Genomic DNA, 17,034 nt, shown 5'->3' with positions numbered 1-17,034 from the left:
GGATACAAACCTGAAATTGAGAAGTACCACTTTACCGCCCCTGGCGCACAAGATTGCTGATTCGCCGGACAGTCCGGTTGTGTTCAGATTGGATATAGGTTTCATGGATTTTCAATGCTGCTACCGACCCTGGAGGTGCATGACATGGAAAGAGTCTCGTTTGCGATAGAGGATGCAACAGTTGCGATCATCAAAGCACCGATGATCACGCCGTTTCGGATTGCCACCGGGCAGCACGATGAGTTGGAAAACGTCTTTCTCAGACTCCGGACCAGCGACGGCATCTGCGGTTACGGCGAAGCGGCCGTTGCCGCCCACATTACTGGCGAAACCGTGGCCACCACCCTGGCCAACCTGCAGACTGTTGCCGCATCCCTGAAAGGGCGCAAAACAGACGATCCGGAGGAAGCCTGCCGCGAGTTCGCCCCTGCCCTGGCGGGCAATCATGCGGCCCTGGCAGCCCTGGAAATGGCACTGCTGGACATCAGCTCCCGCATGAGGAGGATCCCGTTCCACCAGCTCTTCGCGCCGGCGGCACCGCATCGGCCCCGGCTTTCCTTTGCCACGGACATCACCGTCGTGATCGGCACCCTCGAAGAGGCTCGTGCTGCTGCCCGGCACTACGCGGCGCGGGGCTTTACTCGATTCAAGATCAAGATCGGCAGGGACGAGGAACTGGACCTGCAACGCGTCCTGGCGGTGCAGGAGATCGTGCCCGGCTGCGAGCTGACCCTGGACGCCAATGTGGGGTATGGGGCCGAGCAGATGCTGGCGTTCATGGACAGGCTCGATCGCGGCGGCGTTCGGCCGATACTGCTCGAACAGCCGGTGCCGAAGCACGACTGGGAAGGCCTGACCGCAGTCACGGCCGCCCTGGAAGGCAGCGGCACCCTGGTCTGTGCCGACGAGAGCGTCGGCTCGCTGGCCACTGCCCGGCGAGCCATCGACAATGGCGCAGTCAGCGCCATCAATATCAAGTTCATGAAAAGCGGTATTCTGGAGGGGGCCGAGATAGCCCGGCTGGCAACCGCCCACTCGATCCCCCTCATGCTGGGGGCCATGATAGAGGGGGCCCTGTCGATCACGGCAGCGGCCCACTTCGCTGCCGGCCTGGGTTGCTTCGATTTCATCGACCTGGACACCACCTTCTTCATCGCAGGCGACCTGGCGCGCTCACCCTACCTGGACGACAGCGGCAGATTCGATCTGCAGCGTGCCGGTCACGGCATCGGAGTGGAGCCGGCCTTCCCGTGAGCCCTCCGCCCATGCCGGTCCTGGCGTTGCAAGTACCGCCATGCCGTCATGATTTCAGCACGTCCCGCCGTTTTCCGGAATCATCGCGACTATCCCTTCCCTGTCTGTCCTGCAGATGGGATATCCGCATTGCCCCTCGATGAGAGCGTTGTTCCCCAGGATGCAGGGACGGATAATGTTTGACGCCTGGGCCGGCGTGCCCTAAACTGCCTGCGATGCGGCAGCACACACGCAGTTGTCACAGCCATGTTCTCCCGAACAACCGGGCCCCTATTCCCGTCAGGCGCGGCAACAGTTGTTAAACAGAGGGATTTCTGCTAAAAATCACGATACTTTTCAAATCATCTGTTCCATGCAGAGTCATCCCATGAATCGATTTCTTCACATAGCTGTCTGTTTCCTGATGATCTGCCTGCTGTATCCTCTCCCGGCCCAGGCAGCCAAGAAAAAGGCCGCCCCAAAAGCGGTCTTTACCGAACAGTCGTCGGCATCGGTTCACCCCTCGGCCGTACTGAGCGAGATCAAGCACTGGTCCAACCCGGACTATACCCGCATCTCCCTTGAGCTGGACCGCGATGTCACCTGGGAGGCCCATGAACTGGGCAAGGGCAAGGATGGCAAGCCGAGCAGGATCTATGTCGACATCAACCGCACCAGACTGGCAAAGGGGGTCAAGGACATCACCATCGGCGACGGACTGCTGAAGGGTGCCCGGGTCGGCCAGTACAAGGCCGATGTGGTGCGGGTGGTGCTGGACACCGAGAACATCAAGGACTACAAGGTCTTCCCGCTCTCGGAACCGGCGCGCCTGATCATCGATGTGCGCGGGGAACGTCCGACCGAGATCGCCAGGCTCGAACCGGGCATCAGCGCGCGGCCGGAACCGGCACCTGAGGTAAAGCACGAGGAACCGAAGGCGATCGAACGGGTGGTGGAGCGCATCGCCAAACCGCCCAGGAAACCGGTGATTTCGAAAATACGTAGGATCGTGGTCGATCCCGGCCATGGCGGACATGATTCCGGTGCCGTGGGGCTCAACGGCGTCATGGAGAAGGATGTGGTCCTGGCGATCGGCCTCAAGCTGCGGGATATGCTCAGGGACGAACTGGGGCTGGATGTGGTCATGACCCGCTCCACCGACATATTCATTCCGCTCGAGGAACGCACCGCCATTGCCAACAAGGTCAATGCCGACCTGTTCGTCTCGGTCCATGCCAATGCATCCCTCAACCGCTCGGCAGCCGGCATCGAGACCTATTACCTCAATCTGGCCAAGACCGAGAAAGCGGCCCAGCTGGCTGCCAAGGAGAACGGTACCTCCCTGGAAAAGGTCAGCGTTCTGCAGGCGATCCTGTTCGATCTGATGGCCAATTACAAGCTCAACGACTCCGCCCATCTGGCCGAAGAGGTGCAGAAGTCCCTCCACAAGAAGGTCCGCGCCCGCCACGGCGATGCCAGGAACCTGGGGGTCAAGCAGGGGCCGTTCTATGTCCTGGTCGGCGCCACCATGCCCAGCATCCTCGTGGAAACCGCCTTTATCAGCAATCCTCACGAGGAGACCCGCCTGAAGGACCCGGCTTACCAGGAAATGACCGCCGAAGGCATCCTGGAGGGCATCCGCGGCTACATCACGAGCCTCAAATGACGAGCGGCACCCTGTACATCATCGCCACCCCCATCGGCAACCTGGAGGATATCACCTACCGGGCTGTGCGCATCCTGGGAGAGGTGGATCTGGTTGCTGCCGAGGATACCCGCCACTCGCTCAAGCTGCTCAATCACCTCACCATCTCCAAACCGCTGACCTCCTATTTCGACCATAACCAGCAGTTCAAGGGTGAGCGCATCCTGAACGCGCTGCGTCAGGGCAAATCGGTGGCGCTGATCTCTGACGCCGGTACCCCTTGTATTTCGGACCCGGGCTATCAGCTGGTGCGGGATGCCGCAGCCGAGGGCATCCGCGTGGTACCGGTACCCGGTGCCTGTGCAGCCATAACAGCCCTTTCGGGCTCCGGCCTCCCCAGCGACACCTTCACCTTTGCCGGATTCCCCCCCTCTCGACAGGGCAAACGGCGCAGCTTCCTTTCCGGTCTGTCCGGCGTGCCGGGGACACTGGTGCTGTACGAGGCTCCCCACCGCCTGGAGGACACGCTGGCCGACCTGCTGGAGGTGATGGGAGACCGGCAGGTCGTGGTGGCACGCGAGCTGACCAAGATTTACGAGGAGTATGCCCGGGGCACGCTGTCCGAAGTGCTGGCAGCCCTGCCCCCCGGCAGGACGCGGGGTGAGATCGTCATCCTGGTGGCGCCGGGCCAGGCCGTCGTAGATACGGCGGAACCGCTGGACCGGGTGCTGTGGCGCCTGCTGAAGGAGGAAGGGCTGTCGGTCAAGGATGCTTCCCGCAAAGCGGCCGAACTGACCGGCACCGCCCGCAACGAGGCGTATTCACTGGCCCTGCAGCTTAAAGACAGCGATTCACCGCCATAATAGTGCTGGAATACGGGCCATTTGCTGTGATATATCTTGTCATTACAATTTTTTCGGGAGCAACCTGGTGAAGATTTGCATATTCGGCGCCGGCTATGTCGGCCTTGTGGCAGCCGCCTGTTTCGCTGAAAGCGGCAATACGGTAGTTACGGTGGATATCGATCAGGCCCGCATCGACGGGCTCAAGCAGGGAATCGTCCCGATCTACGAGCCGGGACTCAAGGAGATGGTGCTCCGCAACCTTTCGGAAGGGCGCCTGTCGTTCACCACCAATGCCCCGGAGGCTGTCCGGGATTCCCTGATGGCCTTCATTGCCGTCGGCACCCCCCCTGGCGAGGACGGCTCCGCCGACCTGCAGTACGTGCTGGGTGTGGCCCGCGAAATCGGACGCGCCATGAACGGCTTCAAAATCATCGTGGACAAGTCCACCGTGCCGGTCGGCACTGCCGACAAGGTCCGGGAGGCGATCAGGGAGGAGTTGGCCCTTCGCAGGGTCGATTACGAGTTCGATGTGGTCTCCAATCCCGAATTCCTCAAGGAAGGGGCCGCCATCGAGGACTTCATGAAGCCCGACCGGGTGGTGATCGGCACCGACAACGTCCGCACTGCCGAGCTGATGAAAGAGCTCTACGATCCCTTCATGCGCAAGCAGAACCGCATGATCGTGATGGACATCCGCAGCGCCGAGATGACCAAGTACGCCGCCAATGCCATGCTGGCCACCCGCATCTCCTTTATGAACCAGATCGCCAACCTGTGCGAACGGATGGGGGCCGATGTGGCGGCCGTGCGCGAAGGGATCGGCTCTGACTCCCGCATCGGCTACGATTTTCTCTTTCCCGGCCCCGGCTATGGCGGGTCCTGCTTTCCCAAGGATGTCAAGGCACTGGTAAGGACCGCTGACGAATGCGAGTACGACTTCCTGCTGCTCAAGGCGGTGGAAGAGGTCAACGAACGCCAGAAAGAGGTGCTGGCCGAGAAGATCATCAAGTCCCTGGGTTTCCCCGATCAGGAGCGCCCCCTGGCCGGACGGATCATCGCCTGCTGGGGCCTGTCCTTCAAGCCCCGCACCGACGACATGCGCGAAGCCCCGGCCATCACCATCATCGAGCGCCTGCTGGCAGCCGGTGCCACTGTGCGGGCCCACGACCCCGAGGCGATCAAAGAGGCGCAGAAGGTCTTCGGCGACCGGATCGAATACAGCCACAACCAGTACGAAATCCTGGCCAATGCCGATGCCCTGGCAGTCATCACCGACTGGAGCGAATACCGCAATCCCGACTTCGACCGCATTTCCGCTGCCCTGAAAAGTCCGGTCGTTTTCGACTCCCGCAACCTGTACAAACCGTATCGTATGGCTGCCGCCGGATTCACCTACCTGCCCCTGGGCAGAAACGGCAGAACCATCCACCCGGAGGGATAATCATGCGCATCCTGGTCACCGGCGGCGCCGGCTTCATCGGCTCACACCTGTGCGAACGCCTGCTCGGACAGGGGCACGATGTCATCTGCCTGGACAACTTCTTCACCGGCTCCAAGGACAACATCATCCACCTGCTGGACAACCGCCGCTTCGAACTGGTGCGCCACGACATCGTCGAACCGGTCCTGCTGGAAGTGGATCGCATCTACAACCTGGCCTGCCCCGCCTCGCCGGTGCACTACCAGTACAATCCGGTCAAAACCGTCAAGACCAGCGTCATGGGCACCATCAACATGCTGGGCATGGCCAAACGGGTCAAGGCCCGCATTCTGCAGGCCTCTACGTCCGAAGTGTACGGCGATCCGCAGATCCACCCGCAGACCGAGGACTACTGGGGCAACGTCAACCCGATCGGCATCCGCAGCTGCTACGACGAAGGCAAACGGGTAGCCGAAACCCTGATGATGGATTACCACCGCCAGAACGGGGTTGACATCCGCATCATCCGCATTTTCAATACCTACGGCCCCCGCATGGCTGAAAACGACGGCCGGGTGGTTTCCAACTTCATTCTGCAGGCCCTGCGCAACGAAGACATCACCGTGTACGGCGACGGTTCCCAGACCCGTTCGTTCTGCTATGTCGCTGATCTGGTGGAAGGCATGAACCGCATGATGGAGTGCGAAGGCTTCATCGGGCCGGTCAATCTGGGCAATCCGACTGAAAATACAATCCTTGAGTTTGCAGAAAAAATTGTTAAAATAACTAATTCGCGATCGCGTATCATCTTCAAACCACTGCCACAGGACGATCCGAAACAACGGCGCCCGGACATCTCACTGGCCGGTGCGAAACTTGACTGGAAACCGCTCGTGGCCCTGGAAGACGGGCTCCGCATGACGGCCGAATACTTCGAGGCTTGTATCGCAAAGGGATAACGTGAAACTGCGCCTCCAGAAAAGGCTGTACCTCATTCCGGCGGGATGCATCACCTTTATCCTCTTCTTCACCGTATTCGGTGACAAGGGGTTGTTGCGCATTTACGAGCTGAAGCAGGACAAGGCCAAAGTCGATGCCCGTCTCAGCGAGACGCGCGCCGACAACGAAAACCTGAAACGGGAAATTCAGGCCCTCAGAACCGATCGGCGCTATATCGAAAGTGTCGCCCGCAAGGACTTCGGCCTGGTTCGCAGCAACGAAGTGATATATCAGTTCCCTCCGGAAAAAAAGGAATGAACATGCTTTCCCGGCCAGGCCGCCCCGAGTGCGACCGGAACGAGGATAGCCACAAGCGATTCCGCATGACGGAATTCTCCCGCACTTTCGAATACCAAGGACATGACGCGCTCGCCCTCAATCCGATCGACACCAAGGAACACTCTCACACATGATGCGCCAAAGAATTGCCTCGCTGGTTGAAACTGCCCTGCAGGCCGCTGCGTCGGCCAATGAACTTAACTCCTCCCCCATTCCCGCCGTTGTCGTAGGCATCCCCGCCAGTCCGGATCACGGCGACTTCTCCTGCAACATAGCCATGCAGATGGCCAAAGGGGAGCGCAAAGCGCCGCGCCAGGTAGCCGAACTCCTGATCCGCCATATCGGGGACGGCAATGGTCTGCTCAGCAGGGTCGACATAGCCGGACCGGGCTTCATCAATTTCTTCGTCTCCCCCGCCGCATGGCAGACAATCCTGATCGAGATCGCGGAACAGGGCGAAGTCTTCGGCCTGACGAAAAGCGGGGCCGGTAGAAAGGTGCAGGTAGAGTTCGTCAGTGCCAACCCAACCGGCCCGTTGCACATCGGCCACGGTCGCGGGGCAGCCATCGGCGACACCATTTGCCGCCTGCTCAGCGCCACCGGCTGGGATGTGACCCGCGAGTTCTATTACAATGACGCGGGGCAACAGATTTCCAATCTCGCCCTGTCGGTGCAGGCCCGCTGCCTCGGCATCGAGCCGGACGACCCGCGCTGGCCGGCGGACGGCTACCAGGGGGAATATATCAAGGATGTGGCCCGCGCCTATCTGGCGCAGGAAACCGTGGATGCGGACGACCGCCACGTCACCGCCGCAGGCGATCCCCATGATCTGGAAGCGATCCGCTCATTTGCAGTGGCCAGCCTGCGCCACGAACAGGACCTGGATCTGAAGGCCTTTGATGTCCGCTTCGACGTTTTTACTCTCGAATCGAGCCTCTATACCAACGGGAAGGTCAAGAGCGTCGTTCAGCAGCTCAACAGCAACGGCCATACCTATGAGCAGGATGGTGCGCTGTGGCTGCGGACAACCGACTTCGGAGACGACAAGGACCGCGTCATGCGCAAGAGCGACGGCGGATACACCTATTTCGTACCCGATATCGCTTATCACCTCGACAAGTGGGAGCGCGGCTTCACCCGGGTGATCAACGAACAGGGCTCGGATCATCACAGCACCATTACCCGCGTCCGGGCGGGCCTACAGGCGCTTGACCGCGACATACCCCGGGGGTGGCCCGAATATGTGCTGCACCAGATGGTGACAGTCCTGCGCGGAGGGGAAGAGGTCAAGATCTCCAAACGCGCCGGCAGCTATGTAACCCTGCGCGACCTGATCGACGAAGTGGGCCGTGATGCCACCCGGTTCTTCTTCATCATGCGCAAGCCCGACTCGCAGTTGGTATTCGACATCGATCTGGCAAAAGAACAATCGCCCGACAACCCGGTCTACTATGTCCAGTATGCCCATGCCCGCATCTGCAGCATTTTCGAGAACGCAGTCGAGAAGGGATACCGCGTGCCGGATCAGGCCACAGCGGAGAAGCTGGCCCTGCTGGAAACCCCGGAGGAACTGCAGCTGATCAAGCTGTTGACTGCCCTGCCCGACACGGTCGAGGAGAGCGCCCGGCACTTCGAACCGCACCGGCTGACCTACTACCTGAGCGAACTGGCCGGCTGTTTCCACAGTTTTTACAATAAAAACCGCGTCCTCAGCGAAGATCCGGCCCTGTCGAACGCACGGCTGTATCTGCTCAAGCGTACCGCCCAGACCCTGAAAAATGCCCTTTCCATCCTGGGAATATCCGCCCCGGAAAGGATGTAGCGGAGTCTCCATGCGCATCGATTACAGCGAGCCAAAGCAGTCATACATCGGAGGGCATGGCAAGGTCAGGCCCCGCAAGGAGCCGGTCAGGCCGATCACGACCGTCACGGTCGTCATAGCCGTTGTCACCTTCATTGCCGGCTACGGCACCGGCTGGTTCTTCTCGCAGAAGGCGGCCAAAAAGTCATTTCAGGCCGCCATGGAGCAAACCAGCCTGGAGAATTCGCCAAAGGCGCCGGCAACCCCGGTGCAGGCGGTAAAAACGGCACAGCAGGCCCTCTCGCCTGAGGCGGCCTCCCACCAGGGTCAGGCCGGCGGCCAGCAGTCCGCACCGGCCCCCCAGGCCGCCCCCGAACCGAACCTGAGCTTTTACAAGACGCTGCCCAGCGGCCAGAAAAGCAATGTCCTCGGCAGCGGTATCAATGCGGGCGACGACAAAGGCAAAAAACCGCTTCAAGCCGCCATACCTTCCAACCTGAAACAGGTGCAGTCCGATGCCGAGGCCCCTGCAGCACCGCCGGAAAAATCGGCAACCTCGGAAAAGCCTGCCGCAAGGGTCCGTGACAATAACGGTTTTGTCGTCCAGGTGGCTTCATACACCCTGAAATCCGAAGCCGAAAGCCTCAGGAGCAAGCTGGCCGGCAAGGGGCTGAACGTCACCATTGTCGAATCAAATCAGGGAGACAAAGGCACCTGGTACCGCGTGCAGGTCGGCAGAAAGCTCGAACAGGATGCAGCCAAGGATCTGGCCGGCAAGCTCGGCAAAGGAGCGATCGTCATCCCCGATCACAATTGACAATAAAAAAACAGCTCGCTTGAAATTTTATATTGACAAGCAGGAGCTCTTTGGATATAAAGAGTATTCACATTGACGCGGGGTGGAGCAGTCTGGTAGCTCGTCGGGCTCATAACCCGAAGGTCACAGGTTCAAATCCTGTCCCCGCAACCAAAAAACCAAGAGAGTCGGTAAGTTACCGACTCTCTTTTTTTGTGCTGTACTCTCCCAAGTGGTGCATCTGGTTCACTCCATTGCCGACGCTTTTCCATAATATACAACCCCACTTTGCTTTCTCTCATGCCCCGGCGCAGCATCCCCCAGCCGCCGATTCACCGCTTGGCATCAAGCTCTGCGCCTGCTCCCCCTCCTTTTCAAATCCGCTAGATCTGATTTTTCTTTCTGTACATCTACAGCTCCGACACGATCCGGCAATACTCCTGCTCGTCGAAGGCCCGTACAACCTCGGTCTTCACGTTCCCCTGCGAGGCGATCGACAGGGCGATGCGTGCGACATGCTCCTCACTGGGGGCTTCCAGCATCAGCATCGTGTCATAGAGGCCGCTGAGGGCATAGAAGTGCTTCACTACGGCCCCCATGCTTCGGGCCTTTTCCTTGGCGGCCTCGACCCGGGCCGGTGATTCCCTGATGCCGGCGATCCCCTTGTCTGTGAAACGGAAGAATATGATGAAGGTATTCATGATGACCTCCTGACTGGTGATGGGCTTCCGTTACAAGCGTACCACCGTTCCGTCCGGAAGCAGGCCGCTGGTGTGCACCGCACAAAAATCCGCTTTCTACAGATACTTATAAAACCAGCCCCGCCCTACCTCTCCCCGACGCGTTGCACAATGGACATTTTCGGTCATACTGTTTGTTGTCGGTCAGCTTTCACCAACCATCCACGGCCCATTCATGACCATGCCAGACAACAGCATAAAAATCGGGCGCTGCCTGGTTGTCGTCCTGTCGCTGAGCTTCTTCCTGGGAGCCTGCACGAACATGGTTCCCCGCAAAAATCTGCCCTATCCGCTGACGAACGACACCTTCGATGACCAGGTGAAAATGGTCACGATTCCGTTGCCGGTCATAGCCTCGAGCCCCAATGAAGGGGTCACCCTCGGTGCATTGAGTGCTTTCCTGCTGCACAACAGCCAGGACGAGGTAAGCACCCTGATGGCACCGCAGATAAACTACAACAAGAATTTCGGGGTTACGACCATACTCTACGGGGCATTCTATCCCACGCCCGAGCGGCAATGGCGGGTCAATCTGGCAAAGGCCACCAAGATCAATCAGGAGTACCGCTTCCGCTATTCGGACCGGGAATTCCTTTCCGACAAATTCGATCTGGAAGGGGAAGCCGTTGCCTATACGGATGGCTCGGCACGCTTTTTCGGGTTTCAGTCCACCGCCAAAAAGGAAAACGAAACCAATTACTCCGACCAGGAGTTGGGAGGGGAAGCCTCCGTCGGGTACCGTCTTTTCGACAAGTTCAAGCTGATTTTCGGGGAACGGGCCAAGAAGGTCGATATCAAGCAGGGTGCCATCAAGGGAATTCCCTTCATCACCGACAAATTCACGGCGGAATCGGTTCCGGGCATCAACGGGTTCGTGGTGCACGCCCAGAAAATTTCCGCCGTCTACAGCACCCTCGATTCGGACAGCCTGCCCACCTCGGGCTGGCAGGCCAGGGCTTCCGTGGAAACCAGCTGGCAGGCCTTGGGCAGCAGTGCCGACTACCAGGTATATGAAGCGGAATTCAAGTATTTTTACCCTTTTGCGGACGCGCACTACATCACGGTGGCGCGCCTGGCCGGCAGCCAGGTCTCGGGCGACAGCGCCCCGTTCCTCGAAAAGAGCACCCTGGGGGGAGAGACGACCCTGAGGGGCTATGGGCGTTATCGCTTCATCGACAACAGCTATCTGCTGCTCAACCTGGAGGAGAGGATCAGGCTGTTCCGCTGGCGGTTGTTCAATGTGCTGTCCGACTGGGAGCTGGCCCCCTTCGTCGACATCGGCTCGGTCATGTCCTCTCTCAGCAACGCAAGCCCTAACAGCTTTCAGATAAACGTCGGCATCGGCTTCAGGGCGGTGGTCCGCCCCAACATCATCGGCCGGGTCGATGTGGGGGTCGGCAACGAAGGGCCGGCCGTGTTCGTGGGGCTGGGGTATCCGTTTTAAAGGCGGGGACCGGGGATTGGGGACCAGTACATTCAAAAGCGTTCAACAATATGGACGGAGCGGGATGACTCCGCGCCGGAATTTCCGGGCGTAGTTTCGATCGTGCGTTTCCCCTCTTAGGATAGGAGGACCCATAGGGCCTAAAGGGGACAGGGGAGTTACACTTCAAACGGAGGATCATGATGAAGCCGAACGGTGCCCTGCATCAACTGGAACAGGAGTCGATCCGGATCATCCGCGAGGCTGTTGCGGAAGCCGAGCGGCCGGTCATGCTCTACTCCATCGGCAAGGACTCATCGGTCATGCTCCACCTGGCGCTCAAGGCCTTTTACCCAATGAAGCCCCCCTTTCCGCTGCTTCACGTGGATACCACCTGGAAATTCCGCGAAATGATCGCCTTCCGCGACACCACGGCAGCCAGTCACGGAATGGAGCTCATCGCCTACACCAACCATGAGGGGCTCAGGCAGGGGGTGACCCCCTTCACGCACGGCAGCAGGGTCTATACGGAGATCATGAAAACCGAAGCCCTGCGCATGGCACTCGATTCCGGCAGCTACGACATGATCCTGGGTGGTGCCCGGCGGGACGAGGAGAAAAGCCGGGCCAAGGAGCGCGTTTTCTCCTTCCGCGACGCAGGGCACCGCTGGAACCCACGCGCCCAGCGCCCCGAGCTGTGGAGCGTTCCAAACCTGGCAAGGAACCGGGGGGAGAGCTTCCGCGTCTTTCCCCTCTCCGACTGGACGGAACTTGACGTATGGCGCTACATCGCCCGTGAGCGCATCCCGGTGGTGGGGCTCTATTTCGCCGCCCGCCGACCGGTGGTGGAACGGGAGGGGCAGTGGATCATGGTGGATGACGGACGGATGCCGCTGGCGGCCGACGAGACGCCGCAGATGAAAATGGTGCGCTTCCGGACCCTTGGATGCTACCCCTTGAGCGCGGCGATGGAATCGCGCGCAGCCACCGTCAGGAGGATCGTCCACGAACTGGAACGGGCACGGAGTTCGGAGCGGGCCGGGCGATTGATCGATTTCGACCAGACCGGCAGCATGGAAAAGAAAAAACTGGAGGGGTACTTCTAGTGGCAAACGGCAACGGGATACTCCGATTTCTGGCCTGCGGCAGCGTCGATGACGGCAAGTCGACCCTGATCGGTCATCTGCTCCACCTTTCCGGCAACCTGTACGACGACCAGGTGCTCATGCTCCAACAGGAGAGCGCGCAACTCGGCACAGCCGGCGAGGTCATCGACTATTCGCTGCTTCTGGACGGGCTGAGCGCCGAACGGGAGCAGGGCATCACCATCGATGTTGCCTACCGCTACTTCATCACCACGCGGCGCCATTTCATCGTGGCGGATACTCCGGGTCACGAACGCTACACGAGAAACATGGCTACCGCCGCTTCCCGGTGCAGTGCCGCTCTGATCCTGGTGGATGCCCGCCAAGGGGTGCTGCCCCAAACCCGCAGGCATGTCCTGATCTGTGCCCTGATGGGCATCCGCCGGCTCCTGTTCGCCGTGAACAAGATGGACACTACGGGCTGGAGCGAGCAGACCTTCCGGGAGATCCAGGCACAGTGCAACCACGTGGCTGTGGATCTGGAACGTTTCGGCCTGCCCCCGGCGGAGTGCCTCGCCATCCCTGTTTCGGGACTGTTCGGCGACAACCTGACGCATCTTTCGACCCGGATGCCCTGGTACGACGGGCTGACGGTCATGGGCTGGCTGCATGCAATCGCGCCGGGTGAGGGCATGCTGGAGGCCCCCTCCCGCTTCCCGGTGCAGTACGTGATCAAGGTGGCCCGCTCCGGAGGGAATTGGCAGGAAAAGGTGGAGCAGGACCTCCGCCGGGGAGGAACCGGTACCTTCCGCGCCTATGCCGGCACCGTGGTCTCAGGCAGCCTGAAGTGCGGCGACCCTGTGGCGGTCCTGCCGTCAGGCCTGCGAACGCGGATACGGGAGCTATGGTGCGGAGACGGCCCGATGCAGAACGCCTCGGCGGGCATGTCCGTGGCACTCTGCCTGGAAGGGGAGCACGATATCGTCAGGGGGGATATGATCGTTGCCGACGATCGGCAGATGGAGCTGGCTTACCTTTTCAAGGTGCGGCTGGTCTGGATGGACGATCAACCGCTCTATGCCGGCAGGCATTACCTGTTCAAGGGGCTGGCCGGAACGGCGACCGCCGGGATCACCCGCATCAGGGGGCGGATCGAACCGGATACCTATCAGCGGCTCGCAGCGGATCATTTCATGCTCAATGACATCGGTGAGGTGGAACTGTCGCTCTCCCGGCCGATACCGTTCGACCCCTACGGGGAAAACCGCGAAACCGGAGGTTTCATCCTGACCGACCGCCTTTCCAATACGACCGTGGCCTGCGGAATGATCCTGCATGCACTTCGCCGCGCCGACAACGTCCCCCGACAGTGCGAAGAGGTTGCCCCGCCCGAGCGGGCCGCCATCAAGGGGCAGCAGCCTTGCGTAATCTGGCTCACCGGCCTCTCCGGTGCGGGCAAATCGACCATCGCCAACTGCCTGGAACGCAAGCTGCACACCCGGGGGCGGCATACCATGCTCCTGGATGGCGACAATATCCGCCAGGGGCTCAACCGGGACCTGGGCTTCACCGAAGCGGGGCGGATCGAAAACATCCGGCGCATCGGCGAGGTGGCCAAGCTGATGACCGATGCCGGCCTGATCGTGATCACCGCGTTCATTTCCCCCTTTCGCGCAGAGCGGACCATGGTGCGCGAGATCCTGCCGGCCGGAAGATTCGTCGAGATCCACGTCGACACCCCGCTGGAGGAGTGCGAGCGCCGTGATCCCAAAGGGCTCTACCGCAAGGTGCGCCAGGGGATGATCCCCAACTTCACCGGCATCGATTCGCCCTACGAGCCCCCCCGCACGCCCGAGCTGCGGCTCGGCACCACGAACCGGCAGGTCGGCGAATGCGCCGATGCCATTATCGATTACCTGCACGACAACAGCCTGCTCTGAACCTCTCGGCCGCCTGCGGCCCCGGCACGAGTACCGGGGGGGCGTTGACATCGAAGGGAAATACACTACCCTCTATGTGAAGAGGCAGCGGCGCTCTGAATCTGAGGAAACATACCGGAAGGAGCCAGTCGATGCATCAAGAGAACAAGCCACACAGTCAAAACCTGCTTGTGATGCCCAGCGCACACGGAACCCTGTGCCGCCTGGGCTCGGCCCTGCTGCCCCGCATCAATGCCTTCAGCCGGATCGCGCTGCACGATGGCCGCCAGTTCTTCAGTCTGGACCCGGAGGTCCTCCTGGCAAAAAGCCGCAGGCTCACGGGCCTGGACGATTTCGGGGGCGACTCGTTTCACGAACCCTTTCGTATCCTGCTGCGCTCATTTGAAGCCGATGCCGACCTCAATCTGATCGGGCGCATCTGCGTGCATTCCGAAATCGTGCGCATGCTCTGCAACAGGCTGCGCATTGCGGAGGACCGCCGGCGCAATCCCGCGATCGCTGAGCAGCCGATCCGGCGTCCACTCTTCATCACCGGTCTTCCCCGCAGCGGCTCGACCTTTCTGCATACGCTGCTGGCGCAGGATCCCCGTTGCCGCGCACCCCAGATTTGGGAGGTCATGAACCCCTCCCCTCCTCCCAAGCGGGATTCCTACGACAGCGATCCCCGCATCGCCCGGACCGAACGGCAACTGAAGTGGCTCGATGTCCTGATGCCGGAATTCGAGAAATTCCACTTGATCCATGCCCGCTACCCCCAGGAATGCATCGCCATCACCGATCATTCCTTCATGAGCTATGTCTTCGAGAGCATGTACCAGGTCTATTCCTACCGCGCCTGGCATGATCGGCAGGACAAGCGCCCGGCCTATGCCTTTCACCGGCAATTCCTGCAACAGCTGCAATGGCGCTGCCCCGGCACCCATTGGGTGCTCAAGGCGCCGAGCCATCTGATGGCGCTCGATGCGCTGCTGCAGGTCTATCCTGATGCGGATATCGTCCAGACCCACCGTGATCCGCTCAAGGTCTTGCCCTCCTGCGCCAGCCTGGCGCAGGTCCTGCGGGCTCCGTTCACCAACCGTTTCAAGCGGGAAGGGATCGGCCTGGAGGTTTCCCTGCGCTGGGAAGGGAGCACCCGCCTGGCCCTGGAGCTTCGCCGGGACAATCCGGCCTTGGAAAAACGCTTCTTCGATGTGCGCTACCCCGACCTGAAGCGTGACCCCATGGAGGTGGTGCGCGGCATTTACCGGCATTTCGAGCGAGAACTGACCAGTGAGGCCGAGGCAGCCATGCAGCGTTTCGTTGCCGAAAACCCGAAAGACAAGCATGGCATCCATCGCTACACCCTGGAGGAATTCGGTCTGGACCGCGAAACGGAGTGGAACAGGTTCCGTTTCTACACGGACCAGTACGGCATCGCTCCGGAGCGGTAACCCCTGTCCTTATCCTAAGGGGCGGGACGCTCCGGCGGGTTGCCGGTTGAATTTTCATCAACGTCCTGACGGGGAGTTATGAACGACAAACATCAGCGCCTGAAAGCTTCCCTATTTCAGTACGTTTCCTCCCTGCGTCGGTGCCAAACGGCAATGGACCCACGGTAACGGCGGATACATTCGTTCGTGGAAAACAAATTCGGTTCAGCAACTAATCTGTCTTTTCCCGTTTTTTCCGCTTTTTCCATGTTCCATTAAAGATCAATGCAACAATGCCGTAACTCTAGCCACTTTTTCCGCGGTGTTTTTCCGAACAGGAGCCTTTCCCATCACCATGCGCCGCCTTAACCTGATCCTGCTGCCCATTGCCGCCATCTTTCTGTATGCCATGCTGAAGAAGATCGGATGGTCCGATCTGGGACATTACGTGAAGAGTATCGGGCATTACTGGCCCCTGATCCTGGTGCCGTACGGAGTCTCGAACCTTCTGAACGCCGTGTCCTGGAAGGTGCTGCTGGTCACGGAGGGGGAACGCCCCTCGCTGTGGCGGCTCTTCATGCTTCGCCTGGCAGGAGAATCCCTCAATCAGCTCACCCCCACCGCCTCGCTGGGGGGGGAACCCTTCAAGGCGGTGCGCCTCCATGCCCTCGGCACCCCCTGGCGAGATGCGACCGTTTCGCTGATCATCCAAAAGGGCTTACAGCTTTTGAGCCTGGTCCTGTACATCTTCGTGTGCATCGCCCTCGCCCCGTTCATGCTCGCTTCCAACGGTCTTCATCTGTGGGGCCTCGTCCTGTCCGGCCTTTTCCTGGCGGGGCTGGCGGTGGTCTTCGTGCTCGTTCAGCGCAGCAATCCGTGCACCATGCTGGTCCGGCTGCTGAAAAAGTTCGGGATGAGCCCGGCCCTGATACGGGACAGGGAAACGGACCTGGCGCTTCTCGATGCGGATCTGGCCGGTTATTACCGCGAGCATCCCGGCCGCATCCTGGCCAGCTTCGCCATTTTCTTCCTGGGATGGGTGCTGCTGGCAGCGGAAGTATTTCTGATCTTCGACCTGATGGGTCATCCGGTCGGGTGGGGAGAGGCGCTCTGCCTGGACGGGCTGGCCATGATCTTTTCGGCCATGGGGTTCATGATCCCGGCTTCCTTGGGAATCCAGGACGGAGGCAACGTGCTGCTCACCCTCGGCTTTAACCTGGGAGCGGTCCTGGGGGGAGCCTTCAGCATCATCCGCCGTCTGCGCGAAGCGTTCTGGCTGCTGCTGGGGCTGGTGGGGCTGGCACTGGAGAAGTGATATCGCTTGCCCCTTGATCCGCGACGCCTCCCTGCCTGTGCACCTGAAAGGCCTCTGCCCTTGCAGCGTGGCGGCATGGGGCGTTTCGACGGAGGGCCAGCCGA

General features: G+C 60.4%; 14 protein-coding genes and 1 tRNA gene. 14 read left to right on the top strand and 1 reads right to left on the bottom strand.

Annotation, left to right across the window (positions count from 1 at the left end; translation table 11 throughout):
- Window positions 1–144 precede the first annotated feature (144 nt).
- The 9 genes from GSVR_RS06190 (at window position 145) to GSVR_RS06150 (ending at window position 9,192) form a co-directional block, all read left to right on the top strand.
- Window positions 145–1,254: a dipeptide epimerase gene (locus tag GSVR_RS06190; protein ID WP_173196753.1), complete on the top strand. Its 1,110-nt coding sequence runs from the start codon at window positions 145–147 to the stop codon at window positions 1,252–1,254.
- Window positions 1,255–1,621: 367 nt separating this feature from the next.
- Window positions 1,622–2,899 carry an N-acetylmuramoyl-L-alanine amidase gene (locus GSVR_RS06185; RefSeq protein ID WP_239077472.1) on the top strand — a complete coding sequence of 426 codons (1,278 nt, stop codon included), beginning with the start codon at window positions 1,622–1,624 and terminating at the stop codon, window positions 2,897–2,899.
- Window positions 2,896–3,741 carry a 16S rRNA (cytidine(1402)-2'-O)-methyltransferase gene (gene rsmI, locus GSVR_RS06180; protein ID WP_173196751.1) on the top strand — a complete coding sequence of 282 codons (846 nt, stop codon included), beginning with the start codon at window positions 2,896–2,898 and terminating at the stop codon, window positions 3,739–3,741. Before GSVR_RS06185 ends, rsmI begins: the two co-directional genes overlap by 4 nt.
- Window positions 3,742–3,808: 67 nt before the next feature.
- Window positions 3,809–5,164: a UDP-glucose/GDP-mannose dehydrogenase family protein gene (locus tag GSVR_RS06175; RefSeq protein WP_173196749.1), complete on the top strand. Its 1,356-nt coding sequence runs from the start codon at window positions 3,809–3,811 to the stop codon at window positions 5,162–5,164.
- 2 nt (window positions 5,165–5,166) lie between these two features.
- Window positions 5,167–6,102 carry a UDP-glucuronic acid decarboxylase family protein gene (locus tag GSVR_RS06170; RefSeq protein WP_173196747.1) on the top strand — a complete coding sequence of 312 codons (936 nt, stop codon included), beginning with the start codon at window positions 5,167–5,169 and terminating at the stop codon, window positions 6,100–6,102.
- Between the two features lies 1 nt (window position 6,103).
- The gene (locus GSVR_RS06165) at window positions 6,104–6,400 is read left to right on the top strand and encodes a septum formation initiator family protein (RefSeq protein ID WP_173196745.1); all 297 of its coding nucleotides are present in this window, start codon (window positions 6,104–6,106) and stop codon (window positions 6,398–6,400) included.
- A gap of 154 nt (window positions 6,401–6,554) precedes the next feature.
- On the top strand, window positions 6,555–8,243 hold the full coding sequence (gene argS, locus GSVR_RS06160) for an arginine--tRNA ligase (RefSeq protein WP_173197465.1): 1,689 nt from the start codon (window positions 6,555–6,557) through the stop codon (window positions 8,241–8,243).
- A gap of 10 nt (window positions 8,244–8,253) precedes the next feature.
- Window positions 8,254–9,039 (top strand): SPOR domain-containing protein, encoded by a 786-nt coding sequence (locus GSVR_RS06155; RefSeq protein ID WP_173196743.1) that lies wholly within the window; start codon window positions 8,254–8,256, stop codon window positions 9,037–9,039.
- A 76-nt stretch (window positions 9,040–9,115) separates the two neighbouring features.
- Window positions 9,116–9,192 (top strand) — tRNA-Met (locus GSVR_RS06150).
- A 236-nt stretch (window positions 9,193–9,428) separates the two neighbouring features.
- On the opposite strand, the gene GSVR_RS06145 is transcribed toward GSVR_RS06150, so the two are convergent.
- Window positions 9,429–9,719 (bottom strand): GYD domain-containing protein, encoded by a 291-nt coding sequence (locus GSVR_RS06145; protein WP_173196741.1) that lies wholly within the window; start codon window positions 9,717–9,719, stop codon window positions 9,429–9,431.
- Between the two features lie 214 nt (window positions 9,720–9,933).
- Between GSVR_RS06145 and GSVR_RS06140 the strand changes: the two genes are divergently transcribed.
- The 5 genes from GSVR_RS06140 (at window position 9,934) to GSVR_RS06120 (ending at window position 16,930) form a co-directional block, all read left to right on the top strand.
- The gene (locus tag GSVR_RS06140; protein ID WP_239077471.1) at window positions 9,934–11,202 is read left to right on the top strand and encodes a BamA/TamA family outer membrane protein; all 1,269 of its coding nucleotides are present in this window, start codon (window positions 9,934–9,936) and stop codon (window positions 11,200–11,202) included.
- A gap of 182 nt (window positions 11,203–11,384) precedes the next feature.
- On the top strand, window positions 11,385–12,287 hold the full coding sequence (gene cysD / locus GSVR_RS06135; protein ID WP_173197461.1) for a sulfate adenylyltransferase subunit CysD: 903 nt from the start codon (window positions 11,385–11,387) through the stop codon (window positions 12,285–12,287).
- A complete protein-coding gene (gene cysC / locus GSVR_RS06130) occupies window positions 12,287–14,206 on the top strand; it encodes an adenylyl-sulfate kinase (protein ID WP_173196739.1) in 1,920 nt (639 codons plus the stop codon). Before cysD ends, cysC begins: the two co-directional genes overlap by 1 nt.
- A gap of 131 nt (window positions 14,207–14,337) precedes the next feature.
- Window positions 14,338–15,636 carry a sulfotransferase gene (locus tag GSVR_RS06125; RefSeq protein ID WP_173196737.1) on the top strand — a complete coding sequence of 433 codons (1,299 nt, stop codon included), beginning with the start codon at window positions 14,338–14,340 and terminating at the stop codon, window positions 15,634–15,636.
- 334 nt (window positions 15,637–15,970) lie between these two features.
- A complete protein-coding gene (locus GSVR_RS06120; RefSeq protein WP_173196735.1) occupies window positions 15,971–16,930 on the top strand; it encodes a flippase-like domain-containing protein in 960 nt (319 codons plus the stop codon).
- Window positions 16,931–17,034 lie beyond the last annotated feature (104 nt).

Source organism: Geobacter sp. SVR (assembly GCF_016865365.1).
In the GTDB taxonomy this organism is placed as follows: Bacteria; Desulfobacterota; Desulfuromonadia; order Geobacterales; family Pseudopelobacteraceae; genus Pelotalea.
The sequence above is the reverse complement of the archived record's forward strand: the minus strand, read 5'-3'. Positions and strand labels throughout refer to the sequence as shown.

Coding starts and splice junctions, on each gene's coding strand:
- rsmI (WP_173196751.1), top strand. CDS start 2,896: ATGACGAGCGGCACCCTGTACATCATCGCCACCCCCATCGGCAACCTG.
- GSVR_RS06120 (WP_173196735.1), top strand. CDS start 15,971: ATGCGCCGCCTTAACCTGATCCTGCTGCCCATTGCCGCCATCTTTCTG.
- GSVR_RS06190 (WP_173196753.1), top strand. CDS start 145: ATGGAAAGAGTCTCGTTTGCGATAGAGGATGCAACAGTTGCGATCATC.
- GSVR_RS06185 (WP_239077472.1), top strand. CDS start 1,622: ATGAATCGATTTCTTCACATAGCTGTCTGTTTCCTGATGATCTGCCTG.
- GSVR_RS06155 (WP_173196743.1), top strand. CDS start 8,254: ATGCGCATCGATTACAGCGAGCCAAAGCAGTCATACATCGGAGGGCAT.
- GSVR_RS06170 (WP_173196747.1), top strand. CDS start 5,167: ATGCGCATCCTGGTCACCGGCGGCGCCGGCTTCATCGGCTCACACCTG.
- argS (WP_173197465.1), top strand. CDS start 6,555: ATGCGCCAAAGAATTGCCTCGCTGGTTGAAACTGCCCTGCAGGCCGCT.
- GSVR_RS06140 (WP_239077471.1), top strand. CDS start 9,934: ATGACCATGCCAGACAACAGCATAAAAATCGGGCGCTGCCTGGTTGTC.
- GSVR_RS06145 (WP_173196741.1), bottom strand. CDS start 9,719: ATGAATACCTTCATCATATTCTTCCGTTTCACAGACAAGGGGATCGCC.
- cysD (WP_173197461.1), top strand. CDS start 11,385: ATGAAGCCGAACGGTGCCCTGCATCAACTGGAACAGGAGTCGATCCGG.
- GSVR_RS06125 (WP_173196737.1), top strand. CDS start 14,338: ATGCATCAAGAGAACAAGCCACACAGTCAAAACCTGCTTGTGATGCCC.